This is a genomic window from Arthrobacter sp. TMS2-4, assembly GCF_054511075.1.
The window spans coordinates 207,226-223,385 of record NZ_JBTNDI010000001.1 but is presented as its reverse complement, the minus strand read 5'-3'; the positions used below and the strand labels follow the sequence as shown (position 1 = coordinate 223,385).

The 16,160-nt window shown below is 72.0% G+C and carries 14 protein-coding genes; 5 read left to right on the top strand and 9 right to left on the bottom strand.

All coding sequences use genetic code 11. The annotated features are described in order from the left end of the window. Positions 1-16: 16 nt before the first annotated feature. On the bottom strand, positions 17-1,258 hold the full coding sequence (locus tag ACX80F_RS01095) for an MFS transporter (RefSeq protein ID WP_459334537.1): 1,242 nt from the start codon (positions 1,256-1,258) through the stop codon (positions 17-19). A 167-nt stretch (positions 1,259-1,425) separates the two neighbouring features. Here ACX80F_RS01095 and ACX80F_RS01090 point away from each other — a divergent pair, with 167 nt between their 5' ends. Beyond that, entirely contained in the window at positions 1,426-1,908 is a 483-nt protein-coding gene (locus ACX80F_RS01090; protein WP_459334536.1) for an Lrp/AsnC family transcriptional regulator, read from the top strand. 35 nt (positions 1,909-1,943) lie between these two features. Next, positions 1,944-2,822: an alanyl-tRNA editing protein gene (locus ACX80F_RS01085; RefSeq protein WP_459334535.1), complete on the top strand. Its 879-nt coding sequence runs from the start codon at positions 1,944-1,946 to the stop codon at positions 2,820-2,822. Positions 2,823-2,834: 12 nt separating this feature from the next. Here ACX80F_RS01085 and ACX80F_RS01080 read toward each other — a convergent pair whose 3' ends face one another. From ACX80F_RS01080 to galU, 4 genes are all read right to left on the bottom strand, one after another. Continuing rightward, the gene (locus ACX80F_RS01080; protein WP_459334534.1) at positions 2,835-4,112 is read right to left on the bottom strand and encodes an aminoglycoside phosphotransferase family protein; all 1,278 of its coding nucleotides are present in this window, start codon (positions 4,110-4,112) and stop codon (positions 2,835-2,837) included. A gap of 67 nt (positions 4,113-4,179) precedes the next feature. Then, positions 4,180-5,067 (bottom strand): hypothetical protein, encoded by an 888-nt coding sequence (locus ACX80F_RS01075; protein ID WP_459334533.1) that lies wholly within the window; start codon positions 5,065-5,067, stop codon positions 4,180-4,182. 261 nt (positions 5,068-5,328) lie between these two features. Further along, positions 5,329-5,952 carry a GNAT family N-acetyltransferase gene (locus ACX80F_RS01070; protein ID WP_459334532.1) on the bottom strand — a complete coding sequence of 208 codons (624 nt, stop codon included), beginning with the start codon at positions 5,950-5,952 and terminating at the stop codon, positions 5,329-5,331. A 6-nt stretch (positions 5,953-5,958) separates the two neighbouring features. After that, on the bottom strand, positions 5,959-6,861 hold the full coding sequence (gene galU, locus ACX80F_RS01065) for a UTP--glucose-1-phosphate uridylyltransferase GalU (protein ID WP_459334531.1): 903 nt from the start codon (positions 6,859-6,861) through the stop codon (positions 5,959-5,961). 54 nt (positions 6,862-6,915) lie between these two features. Between galU and ACX80F_RS01060 the strand changes: the two genes are divergently transcribed. The 3 genes from ACX80F_RS01060 (at position 6,916) to cpaB (ending at position 8,779) form a co-directional block, all read left to right on the top strand. Next, positions 6,916-7,587, top strand: a complete 672-nt coding sequence (locus ACX80F_RS01060) for a 5-formyltetrahydrofolate cyclo-ligase (protein WP_459334530.1) — start codon at positions 6,916-6,918, stop codon at positions 7,585-7,587. An 87-nt stretch (positions 7,588-7,674) separates the two neighbouring features. Continuing rightward, the gene (locus tag ACX80F_RS01055) at positions 7,675-8,004 is read left to right on the top strand and encodes an FmdB family zinc ribbon protein (RefSeq protein WP_459334529.1); all 330 of its coding nucleotides are present in this window, start codon (positions 7,675-7,677) and stop codon (positions 8,002-8,004) included. Between the two features lie 157 nt (positions 8,005-8,161). Beyond that, a complete protein-coding gene (cpaB, locus tag ACX80F_RS01050; RefSeq protein WP_459334528.1) occupies positions 8,162-8,779 on the top strand; it encodes a Flp pilus assembly protein CpaB in 618 nt (205 codons plus the stop codon). Positions 8,780-8,798: 19 nt separating this feature from the next. Here the strand turns inward: cpaB and ACX80F_RS01045 are convergent, their stop codons facing one another. The 4 genes from ACX80F_RS01045 to ACX80F_RS01030 all read right to left on the bottom strand — a co-directional run bounded on the left by ACX80F_RS01045 (position 8,799) and on the right by ACX80F_RS01030 (position 16,052). Continuing rightward, a complete protein-coding gene (locus ACX80F_RS01045) occupies positions 8,799-12,863 on the bottom strand; it encodes a DUF4011 domain-containing protein (RefSeq protein WP_459334527.1) in 4,065 nt (1,354 codons plus the stop codon). Positions 12,864-12,956: 93 nt separating this feature from the next. Further along, positions 12,957-14,543 carry a glutamine-hydrolyzing GMP synthase gene (guaA, locus tag ACX80F_RS01040; protein WP_459334526.1) on the bottom strand — a complete coding sequence of 529 codons (1,587 nt, stop codon included), beginning with the start codon at positions 14,541-14,543 and terminating at the stop codon, positions 12,957-12,959. 77 nt (positions 14,544-14,620) lie between these two features. Further along, positions 14,621-15,109, bottom strand: a complete 489-nt coding sequence (locus ACX80F_RS01035) for a DUF3817 domain-containing protein (RefSeq protein WP_459334525.1) — start codon at positions 15,107-15,109, stop codon at positions 14,621-14,623. Next, positions 15,102-16,052: an SURF1 family protein gene (locus tag ACX80F_RS01030; RefSeq protein WP_459334524.1), complete on the bottom strand. Its 951-nt coding sequence runs from the start codon at positions 16,050-16,052 to the stop codon at positions 15,102-15,104. The genes ACX80F_RS01035 and ACX80F_RS01030 overlap by 8 nt, the downstream gene beginning before the upstream one ends. Positions 16,053-16,160: the final 108 nt, after the last annotated feature.

Genomic DNA, 16,160 nt, shown 5'->3' with positions numbered 1-16,160 from the left:
CGGGCCGCCGACCGCGTCAGCGCGGGGAACGGGACCGGAGGATCAGCGACCCCGTGGCGAGGAGGCCGCAGACCGCGCTGATCGACACTGCGAAGACCGTGACCGAGGCGTTCAGGCCCCATACCCCTGCGGCGGCGCCGAGGACGAGGACGGGGACGGCGCTGCCGAGGTAGGTGATCACGTAGACCGCGCTGACGGTCTGTGCGTGCAGGGCGGGGTCCACCTTCACGGACACCTCGTTGAAGACCACCCGGAAGGCCATGCCCTGACCGACGCCCGCGACGACGCACGCCGCGACGAGCAGCGCCAGGCTCCCGGTCGCCTCCGCCACCGGCAGGAGACCCACGCCCAGCGCCATGCCGGCGAGGCCCGCCGGGACCACGAAGCGACCCCGTGGCGAGACCAGCTGGCTGATGGCGGAGGAGCCGAGCACGAGCGCGGCGAGGAGGCCGATGAGCGGGCGGGAGGTGGTCCCCGCGATGCCCGCGAACCACGTGGGGGCGAGGCTCAGGGTGAACCCGAAGACCGCGAAGCTGAGGAACCCGACGGAGGACGCCGTCCAGAAGGACCGGCGCGCTTCCTTCGACACGGCCGGTCTGCGCGGCCGCAGGACGGTCAGGGGCTTCCCGACCAGGACCGGCTTGATCGCCGGACGCGCCCGGAGCAGCAGGAGCGGGACCAGGAGGCCCGAGAGTACGACGAGGTACACGAGGAAGGGGGTCCTCGTCGGCGACGGCAGGAGCGAGAGGAGACCGCCGATCACGGGGCCTGCGGCGACCCCGCCGGCGGAGGCCATGAGGGTGAACCGGGATGCCCAGTCCGGGCGGGTGGGAAGCAGGTCGCGGAGCGCGGCGGCGCTGGCCCCCGTCGCCAGGGCGACGGCGCCGCCCTGGAGCATGCGGCCGGCGGCGAGCATGGGCAGTGACGTGGCGGCGGCGAAGAGCGAGGCACCGAGGAGGCCGAGGACGACGGCGAGGACGAGGGCGGCACGCCGTCCCATGTGGTCCGACCAGTGGCCGGCGTGGACGAGCCCGCCGATCAGGGCCACGACGTAGGAGGTGAACGCCACGGTGACCGCGAAGGGTGAGAGCCCCAGGTCGGCCTGGATGAGCGGGTACAGCGGGGTGGCCAGGTTCGCGCCGATCAGGAGGGTCGAGATGACGGTCACGGCCAGCACGAGCCGGACGGCGAGCGATGCGTCCCACCGTCGGGCCCCGACCGCCACCGGCCTCATCCGCAACTCGTCGATGACGCTCATCCCACCGCTCTTCCTCGCTCGTGTGCGTCGAACGGACGCCGCGCCGGGTACGCTCTTGCACAACCCCCTCAAGGATGGGGCCGATTGACCGCGGTGCGGTGTCACGGCGCCGATATTTGATCGCGGTGCGCAACACAGCGGGCGCCGACTGATGGGATGTGAGCGTCGTGAGCAAGCTGGACAACCTCGACCTGCGACTGCTCCTCGCGCTGGTCCGGGATCCCCGCGCCCAGGTCAGCGAACTGAGCGAGCTCCTCGGGGTGGCCCGCAACACGGCGCAGACCCGTATCCGCCGGCTCCTGCGGGCCGGCACGCTGCGCCCCAGCGGGCGTGAACTGGACCTGGAGGCGCTCGGTTACGACGTCGTCGCCTTCATCACCATCGAGGTGTCCCACCGCGAGCTCGACGGCGTCATCGCCGGGCTCCGCACCCTGAACCAGGTCCTCGAGGTGCACGAGATCTCCGGCCGGGGCGATGTCTGGTGCAGGGTCGCGGCCACCGACACCCATAACCTGCAGGTCGCGCTGCGATCCGTCCTGAGGATCAAGGGCGTCATCCGCACCGAGACCGTCCTCGCCCTGCACGAGCACATCCCCTACCGCACCGAACCCCTGCTCGAGCGACTCGCCCAGCGTCCCACGGACACCTGAGCGACGCCCCAGACCGCACAACGTTGAGGAGACCCATGACCCTGCCCACCACGGACACCCGCGTCACCTATCCGACCGGAGCCACCGAGGCCGCCTCCCGGGTGCTGCACGTCGAACCCCGGGACGGCCGGTACGCCGTCCTGCTGGAGACCACGGCGTTCCATCCGGTGGACCATGCGTGGCCGGATCAGGGCGCCGACCGGGGTGAACTCCGGATCGGCAGCCGCAGCTGGGCCGTGACGGACTGCGTCGTCGGGGCGACCGACGGCACCACGCTGCACCTGGGGGCGGCCTCTCCCATCCGCAAGGGGACCGAGGGGTGGGCGTTCGTCGTCGTGCACCTGGTCGAGGGCACCGACGGTGACGCTCCGGCGGAGGACGACGACGCCGTCGTCCGGGTCGACGCCGTCCATCGCGCCGCCGTCTCCGCCGGGCACACCGGATGCCACCTCGCCTCGCTCGCGCTGAACCGGGCGCTGGCCGGCCGGTGGAAGAAGGACGTGGCACCGGATGCCCTCGGGTCACCCAACTTCGACGCACTGGCGATCGACACGACGGTCATCGGCGAGTTCGGGTCCCTCGACCGCTACCGCCTGGGGAAGTCCCTCCGGCGGAAGGGCTTCTCCCTCGAGGACCTCGATCCGCAGGCCGTGGCCGCGACGGTGAACGCCACGCTCGCCGGATGGACGGCCACCGGAGCCCCGATCAGGATCGAGGCGGCCGGCGGCGGACTCACCGACCGGCGCCTCTGGGTCTGCGACCTGCCCGGGGAACGGGCGGAGATCCCCTGCGGCGGCACCCATCTGACCTCCCTGGCCGGTGTGGACGTGACGGTGCGGCTCGAACTCTCCGACGCCGAGGGGACGCCGGTCCTGCAGATGCGCACGCGCGTGGGTGTGTTCACCCCCGCCTGAGGACCTCCCGCGTCAGACGCTCCCTGCCCGGAGGCGAAGCGCATCGGCGAGGAACTGCTCGGCGACCTCCAGACGGGACACCGCCTCGGGCGTGCCGTCCGTGCCCGCTGCGCCCTGCCGGCCCTCCGCGCGGCGTCGCGCTCCGGCGACGAGCGTGAGGGTGACGGCAGCCGCGCGGCTCCTGAGGGCCACCGGGTCCACGCGGCGGTCGAAGGCCCGCAGGAAGCGCAGCAGTGCCTCCGGCACCCGGGAGTAGCCGGCGTGCAGTGCGGGCAGGACGGCGAGGTGACCGAGGAAGCAGGCGAGGTCGTCCACGAGATGCCCCGGCCCAAGCGCGTCGACGTCGAGGAGCCCGGACACCGAGCCGTCCGCGATCAGGAGGTTGCCCTCGTAGAAGTCCCCGTGCGTGGGCACGACGGGACCGCCGTCGCTGGAGCGGACCACGGCGTCGATGTCCGCGGCGAGCCGGCGGATACGGTCTGCCTGCCCCGGGAGCGCCACCACGGCTCCCTCCCCGTAGTCCCTGACCCGATCCGCCCAGGGCGGGCGCGCGGGCAGCGAGAGGACCTCGGCCGGCAGCGCGGCGAGGACCCGCAGCAGCGCGTCGGGCTCCACGCCGTCCGCGCCGTCGTGCATGAGGAGTTCCGCGAGCGGCGTGCCGGAAGCCGCGTGCATGGCGACGACGTCCCGGGCAGGGACTGCCGCGAGGGCGGGGGCGGGCACTCCGGCGGCCCGCAGCATCCGGTGCCGTTCGGCGAGCGGTGCCGCCGTGCCCTGCCGGAGCACCTTGAGATACCGGGACTCGTCACCGTTCCGGGCGAGGACCACGGCCCGGCGCAGCGGCCGGTAGCTCCTGAGCTCCAGGTGTGTCGCCTCGGTCGCATAGCCGGGACCGAAGGCGAACGGTGTGGCGGTTGCGGGATCGAGGGCCGCCGGGAGCCCGGGCAGGAGCGGATCGTCCGGGTGCGCCCACGCCGCCAGGGCGTCGGCCCCGCGCCGGTGGAACACCATGACCCCGCGGGCCGGATGCGGGAGCGGACAGGACGTGACGCACGCGTGCGTGGGTGCGGGCCACGGCGCCTGACCGCGGGCCGCGCCGTCCCGGGTCGCGGTGACGGAGTACACGCCCGTGGTCCCGACTCCTGGGCGGTGATGCAGGGAGACGAGCTGCCATCCGGCAAGCTCCCACCCGTCCGCGCGGAGGGTGCGGCGCAGGAAGTCCCCCACGGCGTCCGAACCCAGGAGCGCGATGTCGTCCTGTTCCCGCGTGATGTGGGTGTTCCGTGCCATCAGGCGATCCCCGGCGGAACCCTGCGGGCGCAGGTCCGCGGTCGCATCGTGGGTGATACCGCGCCGGTCAGGCGCGTCGACGCTGCAGCACGTCGTCGAGGTTGATGCGGCCCGTCATGGGAGCCGCCTCGTGCGTCGGTGATGCGACGCGCGTCGTATCGCTGGCGTCCGTGGTGACCGTGACACCCGCAGCGACGCGGGCGGCGGCTTCCGAGGCCTTGATGGGCATCTTCGACGCGGCCTTCGGGGCCTCCGGGAGGTCCAGGGGTGCGGGGGCGTGGCGTTCGGCCTTCGCAGCATGCACGTACGTGGGCCGCGGCACCTCGACGGGAGCCCAGGCCGACCCCGTCACCGCCGCGGCCTGCACGGTCGGGGCGTCCGGCGCGACCTGCGGCATCGGGCGCCCGCCGTCGGCCGGTCCCGCGTCGCTCAGGTCGACGGCGGAGGAGCCGTGGGCGCCGGCGAGAGCGGCGGTCCTCCGCTCCATCGCGGTGAGGGGGCGCACGGGGGTCTCCTCGGCGTCGAACAGGACAGTCGGGCGTTTCGGTGCGGCGGCAGGTGAGGACTCTGCCGCCCGTGCGGAAGGTTGCGCAGGGGCGGAATCCCGGGCCGGCGCCATGGCTTCGGCGAACGCCCGGTTCACGCGGTCCCGGCGGGCGCGTACGGCCAGCAGCCGCAGGACCGCGACGGACGCGACCGTCCCGCCGAGGCATGCCAGCGGGACGAGGAACGACACGATGCCGATCGCACCGAGCACGAGGGTCACCACGGTGCCGACGAGGCACAGGAGGCCGGCCAGGGCGACGACGATGCGGCCCCACCGCGGGGTGAAGGGCTGCTTGCCGGACGTCGTCGTGCCGGCCTGGGCCTCGATCGCTGCGGGCGTCGACCCGTGTGCGTCCCGACCGGTGTCCGGGTGGCGTGCATCGTCGTGCGGCGCGGTCATTGTCATCATGCTCCCTCCGGGACGATGCGTCCCGGTTCTCGGCGTCCGGCGTCGGAATCCGGCAAGGGCCGGAGTGGTCCTCCCGAGCAGGAACGGCGCAACCCACACCAGCCACATGCCGACGATTGCTGCGAGCACCAACGAACTATCCAGGGAGAAGGCCACACTCAGAACGGTAGAAGCTCATGGTGCCCGCCTCCGGCATTCAGGAGGGTGTGTCGGCGGCTAATATGCCCCCCTCGGCATCCATGGGCCCGTGTGCTGGTGCGGCTAGTGCGGCTGCCGGCTCTCGAGCCACGGATCGAGCAGGCCTCGTGGGACGTCCTCGGCGGTCAGGGCGAAACTCCTGTGGTCGGCCCAGTGTCCGGCGATGTGCAGGAATCGGGGGCGCAGGCCCTCGTCGCGGAAGTGCAGCTTCTCCACGACGCGCAGGCTGGCGCGGTTCTCGGGGCGGATGTTGATCTCCATCCTGTGGAGCCCGAGATCCCGGAAGCAGTAGTCGGTCGCCAGCGCCACCGCCGTCGGCGCTATCCCCCGGCCGGCGCGTTCGGCGTCGACCCAGTAGCCGAGCGTGGCCGTCATCGCCGAGCCCCACGTGATGCCCGAGACCGTCAGCTGTCCCACGAGGCGCGCGTCCCGGGACCCGGGCTGCTGCTCCGTGATGAGGAACGGGAGCGCCGCACCGGCCCGTGCCTGCGCGGTCAGGGAGCGCACCATCTGGTGGTAGGTGGGCAGGAGGCCGTCCGGGTCGGGATTCGAGGCTTCCCAGGGCGCGAGCCAGGCGGCGTTGCGATGCCGCAACGCCGTCCAGACTGCCTTGTCCCGGTGGCGGATGGGCCTCAGGACCAACGATCCGGTTCTGAGGTTCACGGGCCAGCTGGCTGCCGACCACATCCCGGACTAGTCCGGGATGTTCTTGCTGAAGTCCCTGATCCAGGCGCGCAGGTCGGGGCCGAGATCGTCGCGCTCGGAGGCGAGCGTCACCACGGCCTTGAGGTAGCTCAGCTTGTCGCCGGTGTCGTAGCGGCGGCCGCGGAACACGACGCCGTAGACTCCGGATCCCTCACCGTCGGCGCTCGCGAGGGTCTGCAGGGCGTCGGTCAGCTGGATCTCGCCGCCGCGGCCCGGCTCGGTGGTCTCGAGGACGTCGAACACGCGGGGGTGCAGGACGTAGCGGCCGATCACGGCGAGGTTCGACGGTGCGTCCTCGACGGCGGGCTTCTCGACGAGGTGGTTCACGCGCACGTACCCCTCGCCGTCGATCTCGGTGATGTCCGCGCAGCCGTAGGCGCTGATCTGCTGGGGATCCACCTCGATCAGCGCGATGACGGACCCACCGGTCATCGCCTGCACGTCGATCATGGTCTCCAGCAGCGGATCGCGCTCGTCGATCAGGTCGTCGCCGAGGAGGACGGCGAACGGCTCGTTGTTGACGTGCAGTCGGGCACGCAGCACGGCATGGCCGAGACCCTTGGGGTCGCCCTGGCGCAGGTAGTGGATGTCACCGAGCTCCGAGGGGCGTCGCACGGCGGCGAGCTTGTCGTGATCGCCCTTGTTCTCGAGGGTCTGCTCGATGAAGGGCACGCGGTCGAAGTGGTCCTCGAGAGCCCGCTTGTTGCGTCCGGTGATCATCAGGACGTCGGACAGCCCGGCGTCCACGGCCTCCTGCACCACGTACTGGATGGCCGGCTTGTCGACGACCGGGAGCATCTCCTTCGGCATCGCCTTGGTTGCGGGAAGGAAGCGGGTTCCCAGCCCGGCCGCAGGGATGACGGCCTTGGTCACACGTGATCGCGAAGTCATGGTTCCACACTACAGAACGGGGCCCTTTTCCCAAGCGATCGGCACAATGGTCGAATGACCTCTTCTCCTCGTGACAGCAATCCCACCGCGGAATCGGGCGGGGACAAGGCACGGCTCCGCCGGTCGCTCCGTCGGGCCCGCGCCGCACTGGACCCGGCCGACCGGCGGAACCAGTCCGAAGCACTCGCCCGCTCCGTGGTGCAGTACCTCGGAAGGGCCTCCGCCCCGACCGCGGGCGCTGCGCCCCGGCCCACGATCGCCGCGTATCTCGGGGTCGACCCCGAGCCGGACACCCTGCCGCTGCTCGGGGAACTGCACCGCCTGGGTTTCGGGGTGGTCGTCCCGGTCTGCGAGCCCCGGTATCAATTGTCCTGGACCCCCTGGGTTCCCGGGGTACCGCTCCAGCGCTCCGTCCGCGCCCCGGTGTTCGAGCCTGCCGGCACGCGGCAGGCGTTCGAGGAGGTGCCGGACGTCGCCCTCATCCTCGTCCCTGCCCTTGCGGTCGACGGTTCCGGGCACCGGATCGGCCAGGGCGGCGGCTACTACGACCGCTTCCTGGCACGGCATCCTCTCGGCACCCACGCCGTGCCCCGGCTCGGCGCCGTGTACCGCTCGGAGGTCCTGCCCGCGGGCGCGGTGCCGGCCGAAGCCTACGACCAGCCGCTCCAGGGTGTCTTCACGGCGGACGGACTGCTGGACGTCGGGTTCCTGCACCCTCCGGTGTAGACTGGCACTCGACCCGGGAGAGTGCCAACAGCGTGTGCTGGAAAGCGTGCCGGCCCGGGACCACGAAGCCTGTCCAGGAGGATCTCCATGCCCATGTACGCCTATGCCTGCAAGGACTGCGGCCACACCTTCGACATCCAGCAGTCCTTCAGCGACGACTCCCTGACCGTCTGCCCCGCCTGCGACGGCGTGCTGCGGAAGAAGTTCAACAGCGTGGGCGTGGTCTTCAAGGGCTCGGGGTTCTACCGCAACGACTCCCGTGCCACGACGTCGAGCACCGACGCGAAGTCCACTGCGGGCTCGGCCTCGCCGTCGTCGGCACCCTCGGAGACCCCGAGCACGGCCGGCGCGTCGGCGGGCTCCTCCTCGCCGGCGGCGGCTCCCGCCGCAGCGGGCGCGGACCGCGCGGCGTCCTGATCGTCTCCGGCGCACGCCGGATGCTGTCCACATAGCAGCGGCACGGCCGTCCGGACGGGGCACCCACGCCTAGGGTCGGTCCATGCACACCGTCCGCGTCCCCCGGGGCGCACCCCCTCCGCACCGACCCCACCGGTTCCGGCACCGACTCCATCGGATGCTGCATCGCCGCAGGAGGCTCGTCGGCTGCCTCCTCCTGTGCGCTGCCGCGGGCGTGGTCGTCGAGGCGTTCGTGGGGGACGAGTACCCGACGACGGCGATCGTGAGCGCGGCCCGGGATCTCGCCGTCGGGACCGTCCTGACGGACGCCGACGTGTCGGTCGTCCGGGTGCCCGACGAGGCCGTCGCCGCCGGCACCCTCCGCCGTCTCGATGACGTGGTCGGCCGTCAGTTGGCCACTCCCCTGCCCGAGGGCTTCCCGCTCTCCGCCTCCGCCTTCGTCGGCGACGGGCTGCTCACCGGGATGGCCCGCGGCACCGTCGCGGTCCCGCTCCGCCCGGCTGACGCCGCCACCGTCCAACTCCTCACCCCCGGACAGCGGGTGGACGTGGTCCTCAGCACCGGCAACGGCTTCGACGTCCCCGGCGGGTCGACGGTCCTCGCCCGGTCCGTCGCCGTCCTGTGGACGGCGACGGACGCCGGCAGCGGCACCTGGCCCGGCGCCGGGGACGACGGCGGGCTCGTCGTCGTCGCGGCAGACCCGAAGGAGGCGGCGACGCTCGCCGGGGCCTCCAGCACCGGGGACGTGCATCTTCTCATCACGAGCGGCTCATGAGCCGCTGATGAGGCCCCGGTCAGCCCCAGTGCGGGGGCCGCTGCTCCTTCAGCCAGGCGTCATGATCGTCCGGCGCGTCGCCCCACGAGCGCGGGTCGTCCTCCCCCGCTGTCGCCGGGATGGCCGGGGCCACGTCCTTCAGGGAGTCCTGGCCGGCGGTCGCGCCGCGGTCCGGCTGCTCGGGGTCGTGGCTCATCCTGTCCGCGTCCTTTCGTGGGTTCGGCCGGTCTGCCTGCTCGCGGGGCGGCAATCCGATCAGCGCCGACGCACGCTCCGCGCAGCCGTCCGGGTCCGTGAAGACCTCGATGGTCCACAGCGGCATGTAGCACCACCCCATCCGTTCCAGGATCTGGGGGCGGAGCCTGCTGCGTTCGCGCACGGACATGGACTTGTAGCGGCCGGTGCCGTCCGACTCGATGGCCAGGGGTGCCGGTCGTTCGTCCTGTGCAGCGGCGGCCCTCCCGTCGGGCCGGAGGTCCGCCGGACGCACCGCGACGATGTCGAGGACGCCCGCGTAGTGGTCCCACACGTCAGCGCCGCGGTGCCTCAGCCGGTCCACGAGGTCCGCGACGAGCGGGTCCTCGTTGCTTCCGGACGGGGGACGGCTCGGGCCGCTGTCGTCGCCGAGTTCGCGCTGGAGCAGCTCGAAGAAGTCCAGCGCACCGGCGGTGAGGCGGTCCGGGTCGAGGTCGGAGGGCTCGAAGCACGTCAGGACGTGCTGCAGCCGGCGGGCCCGCGTCATGGCCATCACGAAGTTGCGGCGGCCGTCGGGCCCGGACAGTGGTCCGAAGGAGTGCAGGGCGCGCCCGTGGGGCGTCCGGCCGTAACCGAGCGAGAAGATGATGTCGTCGCGGACCAGGCCTCCGGCGCGCTCCACCGGGACCACCCGGAAGGACTCCCGGCCGGGCGTGAAGAATCCGGCGGCCCAGGGGAACTCGGCCATCTGCAGGCGGATGGCCTCCCCCACCCGGGCGGCGTGCCGCGCACTCGCGGTGACGACGGCGAGGGACGAGTTCGGACGGCGGCGGATGTGGTCGAAGACGAGCTCGACGACACGGTTGACCTCGACGTCGACGCTCTCCACGCCGTCGTGCTCGGAGCTCGGCATCCCCGTGCCGTTGGGCAGGTACTCCACCACGAGTCCGCGCCCCTCCCCGGTGACCTCGGAGGCCTGCGGCAGGCGGGTGAGTTTGCCGTCGTAGAACGATTCGCTGAGGTAGGTTCCCAGGCCGCGGTCGACGCCGCGGTACACCTCGGTCAGTCCGCGCACGGGCAGGACGGAACGCAGCGCGTCGAAGGCGCTGGGAAGGGGCTCGAGGGCCGAGGCCCGGTCGGCGGACTGCACCTCGATGCTGAAGCGGGTGGGAGCGGCCAGGCGGTCGTCACCGAAGACCACGGTCTGCGTGGAACGCGCCACGCACGGCACCGCGCTCTGCAGGGACATCGACTCGCCGTCGAGGAGGACGGCGGTGTCGAACCGGTAGTCGGCGGGCACCGCACCCCGGATGGTCAGTGGGCTCACGGCCCAGACGGGCAGGAGGGCCGCCACGAGGTCGCGGTGGAGGGCAGCGAAGACTTCCAGGGTCAGGGTGCCGTCCTTGAGCTCCCGGCGCAGCGTCGCGGCGTCCTCGGGGTGGCTCTGGACCGCCGTCCGCCAGCGGTCGGCGAGGATCCAGCGGACGCGAGCGGATCCCGAGGCGATGTGCGCATTGTCGGCGAGCCGGTACTCCGCCTCGAGCGTGCGGAGGCTCGCGCCGTCGGACATGGCGAGATAATCGTCCCCGCTGATCATGGCCTCGAGGGCGGATTGCCACCAGGCGAGCTCGAGCTCGGCGCCCACGCGGTCGGCGGGCACCTCCCGGGCCGCGAGATCGGTGAGCAGTTCCGCGAGACCCTGCTCGCGCATCTCGTCGAGGAGCAGCGTGCGCTCGGGCAGCGTCTCGAGGGTGTCCTTGTCCGCGGCGAGGTCACGCAGCAGCGCCTCGAGGCCGTCCAGGGCCAGCCCGGCGAGGTCCGGGTGCTCCGCTGTGGGCCGGAGGATGGCAGTGAGCTCCGCGAGGCGTCCTTCGACGGCGCGGTAGGACGCATGGATCTCGGCCAGCCCGGTCGGCACGGAGGGGTGGCGTTCCGTGAGCGCGTACCGCGTCCACAGGGTGCGCTGCTGTTGCACCTCGAGCAGGGAGCTGTGCAGGTCGGAGATGTGGACGCCGGGCCGGATGTACTCCTTGGCCACGCGCCGCAGCCGGGAGCGCGTCATCGAACTCATCTCGATGCCGCGTTCCTTCCGCCACGTCGAGGGTGCCGTGGCGGAGATCAGGTCCGTCACCGGCCGGTCGAAGATGTCCGGCGTGAACTTGTCGAGGCTGCCCCGGACGGCCACGAGCAGTTCGAGCTGCTCGCCCCACTCCCCGAAGGTGTCACCGAGGGTGATGTGCGAGTGCTCCGCGACGCGCTGCACCTCGCCGCGCAGTGCGGGAATGCCGGTGGCGAGCTCCTCGGCGAGGCCGTGCGCGTGCTCGGTCTCCTTGCGGTTGAGCAACTGCGCGCCGTACCAGGGGCTCTCGGTCGAGGCCTTGCTGAAGCTGCCCAGCTCGGCGGCCCGCTGGAGACGCTCGGTGAGCTCCCTGCGGTCCGCGATGGAGTCCAGGACGCTGCGCTTGAGGCGGACGGTGGTGGACGGCGCCGGGTCGAGCGCGGTGAGACCGGCGAGGGACTGCATCGCCTGGTAGGGCGAGCACCTCCAGCGGCTGCGGACGTTGTGGAGGCTGCGCACGTGCTCGATCAGCTGGTGCCGGTGCTCGCTGAGCGTGGAGTGCATGGTCTCGAGCGACGGTTCCACCGCCTTCTCGTTCCGCACGAGGGCACGGATGACGGCCTCCCGCAACTGGGCCGGACCGGTCTGGCTGCCGAGCTGGAGCACCAGGGAACCGAGGTTCAGGCCGTCGAGATCCTGGACGAATTCGTTGAGGGTGCCCCGGCGCTCGGCGGCGACGACCACGCGGCGGCCCGCCGCGGCGGACCGGGCCGCGAGGTTGAGCGCAGTCTGGGTCTGGCCCGTCCCGGGTGGGGAGGCCACGACGACGCTGACGCCGGCGGAGGCGAGGTCGAGGACCTCCTGCTGGGCTCGATCCGCGTCGAGGATGAGGAGCTCGTCCTGGGGTTCCCGCTCGTCGGGATCCGGGAACGAGAGCCCGTCCGCCGCCGTCGTGAGCGCCCCAGCTGCCTTCTCGTCGCCCCGTGCCGCCGCGAGGAGCGCGGCGAGTACGGGGTGATCGGGGCGGAGGGCGGGATCGCCCTTCACCCCGGCGAGGTCCGCGAAGGTCGACACGAGGATGCGGTGCTCGACCGACATCCCGCGCACACCCTCGCTGAGCATGCGCATGCGCTCGAGGACCGGGTGCGGGTCGAACCGGGCGGTGCCGTAGGCAAGGCGCACGATGCCCGCCGGGTCCACCTGGAGGCCCTGCTGGTCCCGCAGGTGGCGGACCAGCGCGGGGTTCATGCGGGCCTGCTCGGTGATCTGGAGCTCGTAGTCGTCCTGCGACGCGTGGACGGTCAGGGACACCGAGGTCAGGAGCACCGGCGCGTTGAGTGTCTGCGAACGCCCGGAGTCGTCCACGGAGCGCCAGGACGCCGTCCCGGCGGCCAGGTAGCCGACATCGATCCCGCGTTCGGTCCCGAGCTCGAAGATCTTCGCGCGGAGGGCGCGGGCGGCCGCCTTGGCCGCGCTGTACTGCACCGGATCGCGCAGGAGGGTGGACAGCCTCGTCCGGCGACCCGCCAGGAGCTGGGCGAGGCCCGAGGGGTGCGCGTGGGTCAGATCGATGCTGGTGCCGGCGGAGGGCCGGAAGTGGAGCAGGGTGTCCCCGCTGGCCTGGGACCCGAGCCCCTCGAGCCAGGGCTCGAGGAAGTCACCGCCGGCCGGGGCCCCGGGCTGCGACGTCGGCTGCTGCTCCGACGCGGGGCCGGGCCGGCCCTGCTGCGGCTGCTCCGCGGGCACTCCTGCCGCGTCCTGCTGATCCTGCTCAGGCACGACCGCCTTCTTCCCTGCATTGTCACGTGCTGATCTCGACCAGATGGGCATGTCTTCCAAGCTATCCGAAAAGCGTCCGGACCCCGCGGATAGCAACGCGGCCCGGGCGGACCGGAGCGGGTGTAGCCCCGCCCCGGAGGCCGCCTACTCCCATTCGATGGTTCCCGGCGGCTTGCTCGTCACATCGAGCACCACGCGGTTGACGCCGTCCACCTCATTGGTGATCCGGTTGGAGATCCGCGCGAGCAGATCGTACGGCAGCCGGGACCAATCCGCGGTCATGGCATCCTCGCTCGATACGGGACGCAGGACGATGGGGTGTCCGTAGGTGCGGCCGTCCCCCTGCACACCGACACTGCGGACGTCCGCGAGGAGAACCACCGGCATCTGCCAGACCTCGCTGTCGAGTCCGGCCGCCGTGAGTTCGGCGCGGGCGATGGCGTCTGCCGTGCGCAGCAGCTCGAGCCGCTCCTCGGTGACCTCCCCGACGATCCGGATCCCCAACCCGGGACCGGGGAACGGCTGGCGTCCCACGATCTCCGCCGGAAGACCGAGCTGGGCGCCGACGGCGCGCACCTCGTCCTTGAAGAGGGCCCGGAGGGGCTCGACGAGTTCGAACTGCAGGTCCTCGGGCAGGCCGCCCACGTTGTGGTGGCTCTTGATGTTCGAGGCGCCCTCGCCGCCGCCGGACTCGACGACGTCGGGGTAGAGCGTGCCCTGCACGAGGAAGCGGATGGGCTCGCCGTCCGCCTCCGCCTCGCGCATGATGGCCCGTTCCGCCTCCTCGAAGGCGCGGATGAACTCGCGGCCGATGATCTTGCGCTTGGTCTCGGGGTCCGAGACGCCGGCGAGCGCGTCGAGGAATCGGCGCTGCTCGTTCGCGACGTACAGCTTGACGCCGGTCGCCGCGACGAAGTCCCGCTCCACCTGCTCGGCCTCGCCCTCGCGCAATAGTCCGTGGTCGACGAACACGCAGGTGAGCTGGTCGCCGACGGCCCGCTGCACGAGCGCGGCCGCCACCGCGGAGTCCACCCCGCCGGAGAGCCCGCAGATCACGCGGGCGTCGCCGACCTGCTCGCGGATGCGCTGCACCTGCTCCTCGAGGATGTCGCCGGTGGTCCAGTTCGGGGCCAGCCGCGCCCCCCGGAAGAGGAAGTTCTCGATGACGGCCTGGCCGTGCTGGGAGTGCTTGACCTCGGGGTGCCACTGCACGCCGTAGAGGCCCTTCTCCTCGTTCGCGAAGGCCGCGACGGGTGCGCCGGCCGTGCTGGCGAGGACGTCGAAGCCCTCGGGGGCGGACTGCACGCTGTCGCCGTGGCTCATCCACGCGTTCTGGTGCTCCGGGGTGCCGTTCAGGATCGACCGGGCGGCGCCGTCGGAGCGCACATCCGTGGAGCCGTACTCCCGCAGACCCGTCCTGGCGACCGTGCCGCCGAGGACGTTCGCCATCGCCTGGAAGCCGTAGCAGATACCGAGCACCGGGACGCCGGCCTCGAACAGGTCGGCGTCGACCCGGGGCGCACCTTCCGCGTACACGCTCGACGGCCCGCCGGAGAGGATGATCGCCGCAGGATTCCTGGCGAGGATCTCCTGCGTGCTCAGGGTGTGCGGCACGATCTCGGAGTAGACGTCGGCCTCGCGGACGCGGCGCGCGATCAGCTGGGCGTACTGCGCGCCGTAGTCCACGACGAGGACAGGTCGGTGTTCGGAGCCGTTCTCGGGGGTAGTCACCCGTCAACAATAGTCTGCACGCGCGGGCGGGACCGCATCAGCGGACCTCTGTGAAGCTGGTGCAGTCGCGAGGCCGCTCAGTAACGGGGCGCTGCCTCGGGGTGGGCCGCGAGGTCCTCCTCCACCTGCCGGTGGATCCGCTTCTCGACGACGAACGACAGCAGCGGCACCACGCCGCCGAGCGCGATGAGGACGAAGCGCCCGAAAGGCCAGCGCATGATCTGCCAGAGGCGGAAGTCGGCGATGAGGTAGACGACGTACAGCCAGCCGTGGACGATCAGCACCGTGGTCGAGAGGTTCAGCCCGCCGGCCGTCGCGGCGACGGCCTCCGGCAGGAACTGCAGGGGCGCACCCCCGCCGGCGACGATCTCCGTCCCGTAGCCGTACTTGGCGACCATCTCCACGACGACGAGCAGGAGCATGACGCCCGTCGCGTACGCGAGGACCTTGTAGAACGTCAGGGCCGAGCGGATCTGGGCGTACGTGCCGCCGAACCGCCGCTTCGGCTTCCCCGTTGCGGGCGTGCGGCCCGTTCCGGCGGTCGGGTCGAGGGCTGGCTCAGTCACGGTGCATTCCACCTTCGGTATCGGGTCTCATCTCGGAGTGTGCTGCGGACGACCCCTGGGCGGACCGGACGCCGGACACGGGCCGGGCTCCCGCTTGCGCGGGCCCGGCCGCGGCACCGGGTCCGGGCCCGGCCTCGGCACCGGCTGCGTCGGCGGCCTCGGCCTCCTCTGCGGCGTCGGCGGCGTCCTCGAGCGAGCGCCGGTGGTCGTCGGCGACCAGGCGCCACCACAGGAAGAACGCGAAGCCGGCGAAGACGAACCACTCGATCGCGTAGAAGATGTTGAGCCAGTTGATGGGCGTCTCCTGCGGCTGCGGACCGACGACCACCGGCTCCATGCCGGCGGCGAAGGGCACCTCCGCTCCCTCGGCGGTCACCGTCGTCGCCACGACGAAGGCCGCGTAGGCGCGCACGTCCCACCGGTTGGCGAGCTCGGCCGTGGCCAGCGAGGGGACCTGGCCCTCCACGGGCCGCTGGACCAGGGGCGCTTCGGGCGGCAGGAGGCGTCCGACGACGGCGGCCTGGCCGTCCTGTTCCGGGAGGGCGGCGACGCCGTCGGCCTCGGGCACCCAGCCGAGCACGACCGGGATGACGGCATCCTGCCCGGTGTCTCCCGCCGGCGTCGCCGCGTCGACGGCGAAGGCCTGGATCACCCAGAGGCCTTCCTCGCCGTCGCGCAGGCGGTCCTGGACGAGGGTGCGGGTGTCCGGCAGGAACGCGCCGTCGAACGAGACCATCTGGTCGGCGTCGGTGGCATACAGGGGCGTGAGGGGCTGGAGGACGTCGGTCAGGGGCCGGACCTCCTCCGTGGAGCTCGGTGCGGGCGGCGGCGCCTGCCGCGAGGAGTTGAACTGCCACTGGCTGAGGAGCACGAAGACCGAGGCGATCGCCATCGAGAGGACCAGCAGAAGGATCCATCGAGGCTTGAGCGCGGTCTTCAACACTCCTCAACGGTACTTCGTACCTCTGTAGAACAACGAATGACGCCTGCACCGGACGGTTCCGACCGGCGCCGGAAATACTGATTGGGAAATCTCTATCACTGCGCCCGG

Excerpts from the sequence above, each read along its gene's own strand:
- ACX80F_RS01055 (WP_459334529.1), top strand. The coding sequence starts at position 7,675 with ATGCCCATGTACGCCTATGCCTGCAAGGACTGCGGCCACACCTTCGAC.
- ACX80F_RS01045 (WP_459334527.1), bottom strand. The coding sequence starts at position 12,863 with ATGCCCATCTGGTCGAGATCAGCACGTGACAATGCAGGGAAGAAGGCG.
- ACX80F_RS01070 (WP_459334532.1), bottom strand. The coding sequence starts at position 5,952 with ATGTGGTCGGCAGCCAGCTGGCCCGTGAACCTCAGAACCGGATCGTTG.
- ACX80F_RS01075 (WP_459334533.1), bottom strand. The coding sequence starts at position 5,067 with ATGATGACAATGACCGCGCCGCACGACGATGCACGCCACCCGGACACC.
- ACX80F_RS01085 (WP_459334535.1), top strand. The coding sequence starts at position 1,944 with ATGACCCTGCCCACCACGGACACCCGCGTCACCTATCCGACCGGAGCC.
- ACX80F_RS01080 (WP_459334534.1), bottom strand. The coding sequence starts at position 4,112 with ATGGCACGGAACACCCACATCACGCGGGAACAGGACGACATCGCGCTC.
- cpaB (WP_459334528.1), top strand. The coding sequence starts at position 8,162 with ATGCTGCATCGCCGCAGGAGGCTCGTCGGCTGCCTCCTCCTGTGCGCT.
- ACX80F_RS01095 (WP_459334537.1), bottom strand. The coding sequence starts at position 1,258 with ATGAGCGTCATCGACGAGTTGCGGATGAGGCCGGTGGCGGTCGGGGCC.
- galU (WP_459334531.1), bottom strand. The coding sequence starts at position 6,861 with ATGACTTCGCGATCACGTGTGACCAAGGCCGTCATCCCTGCGGCCGGG.
- ACX80F_RS01060 (WP_459334530.1), top strand. The coding sequence starts at position 6,916 with ATGACCTCTTCTCCTCGTGACAGCAATCCCACCGCGGAATCGGGCGGG.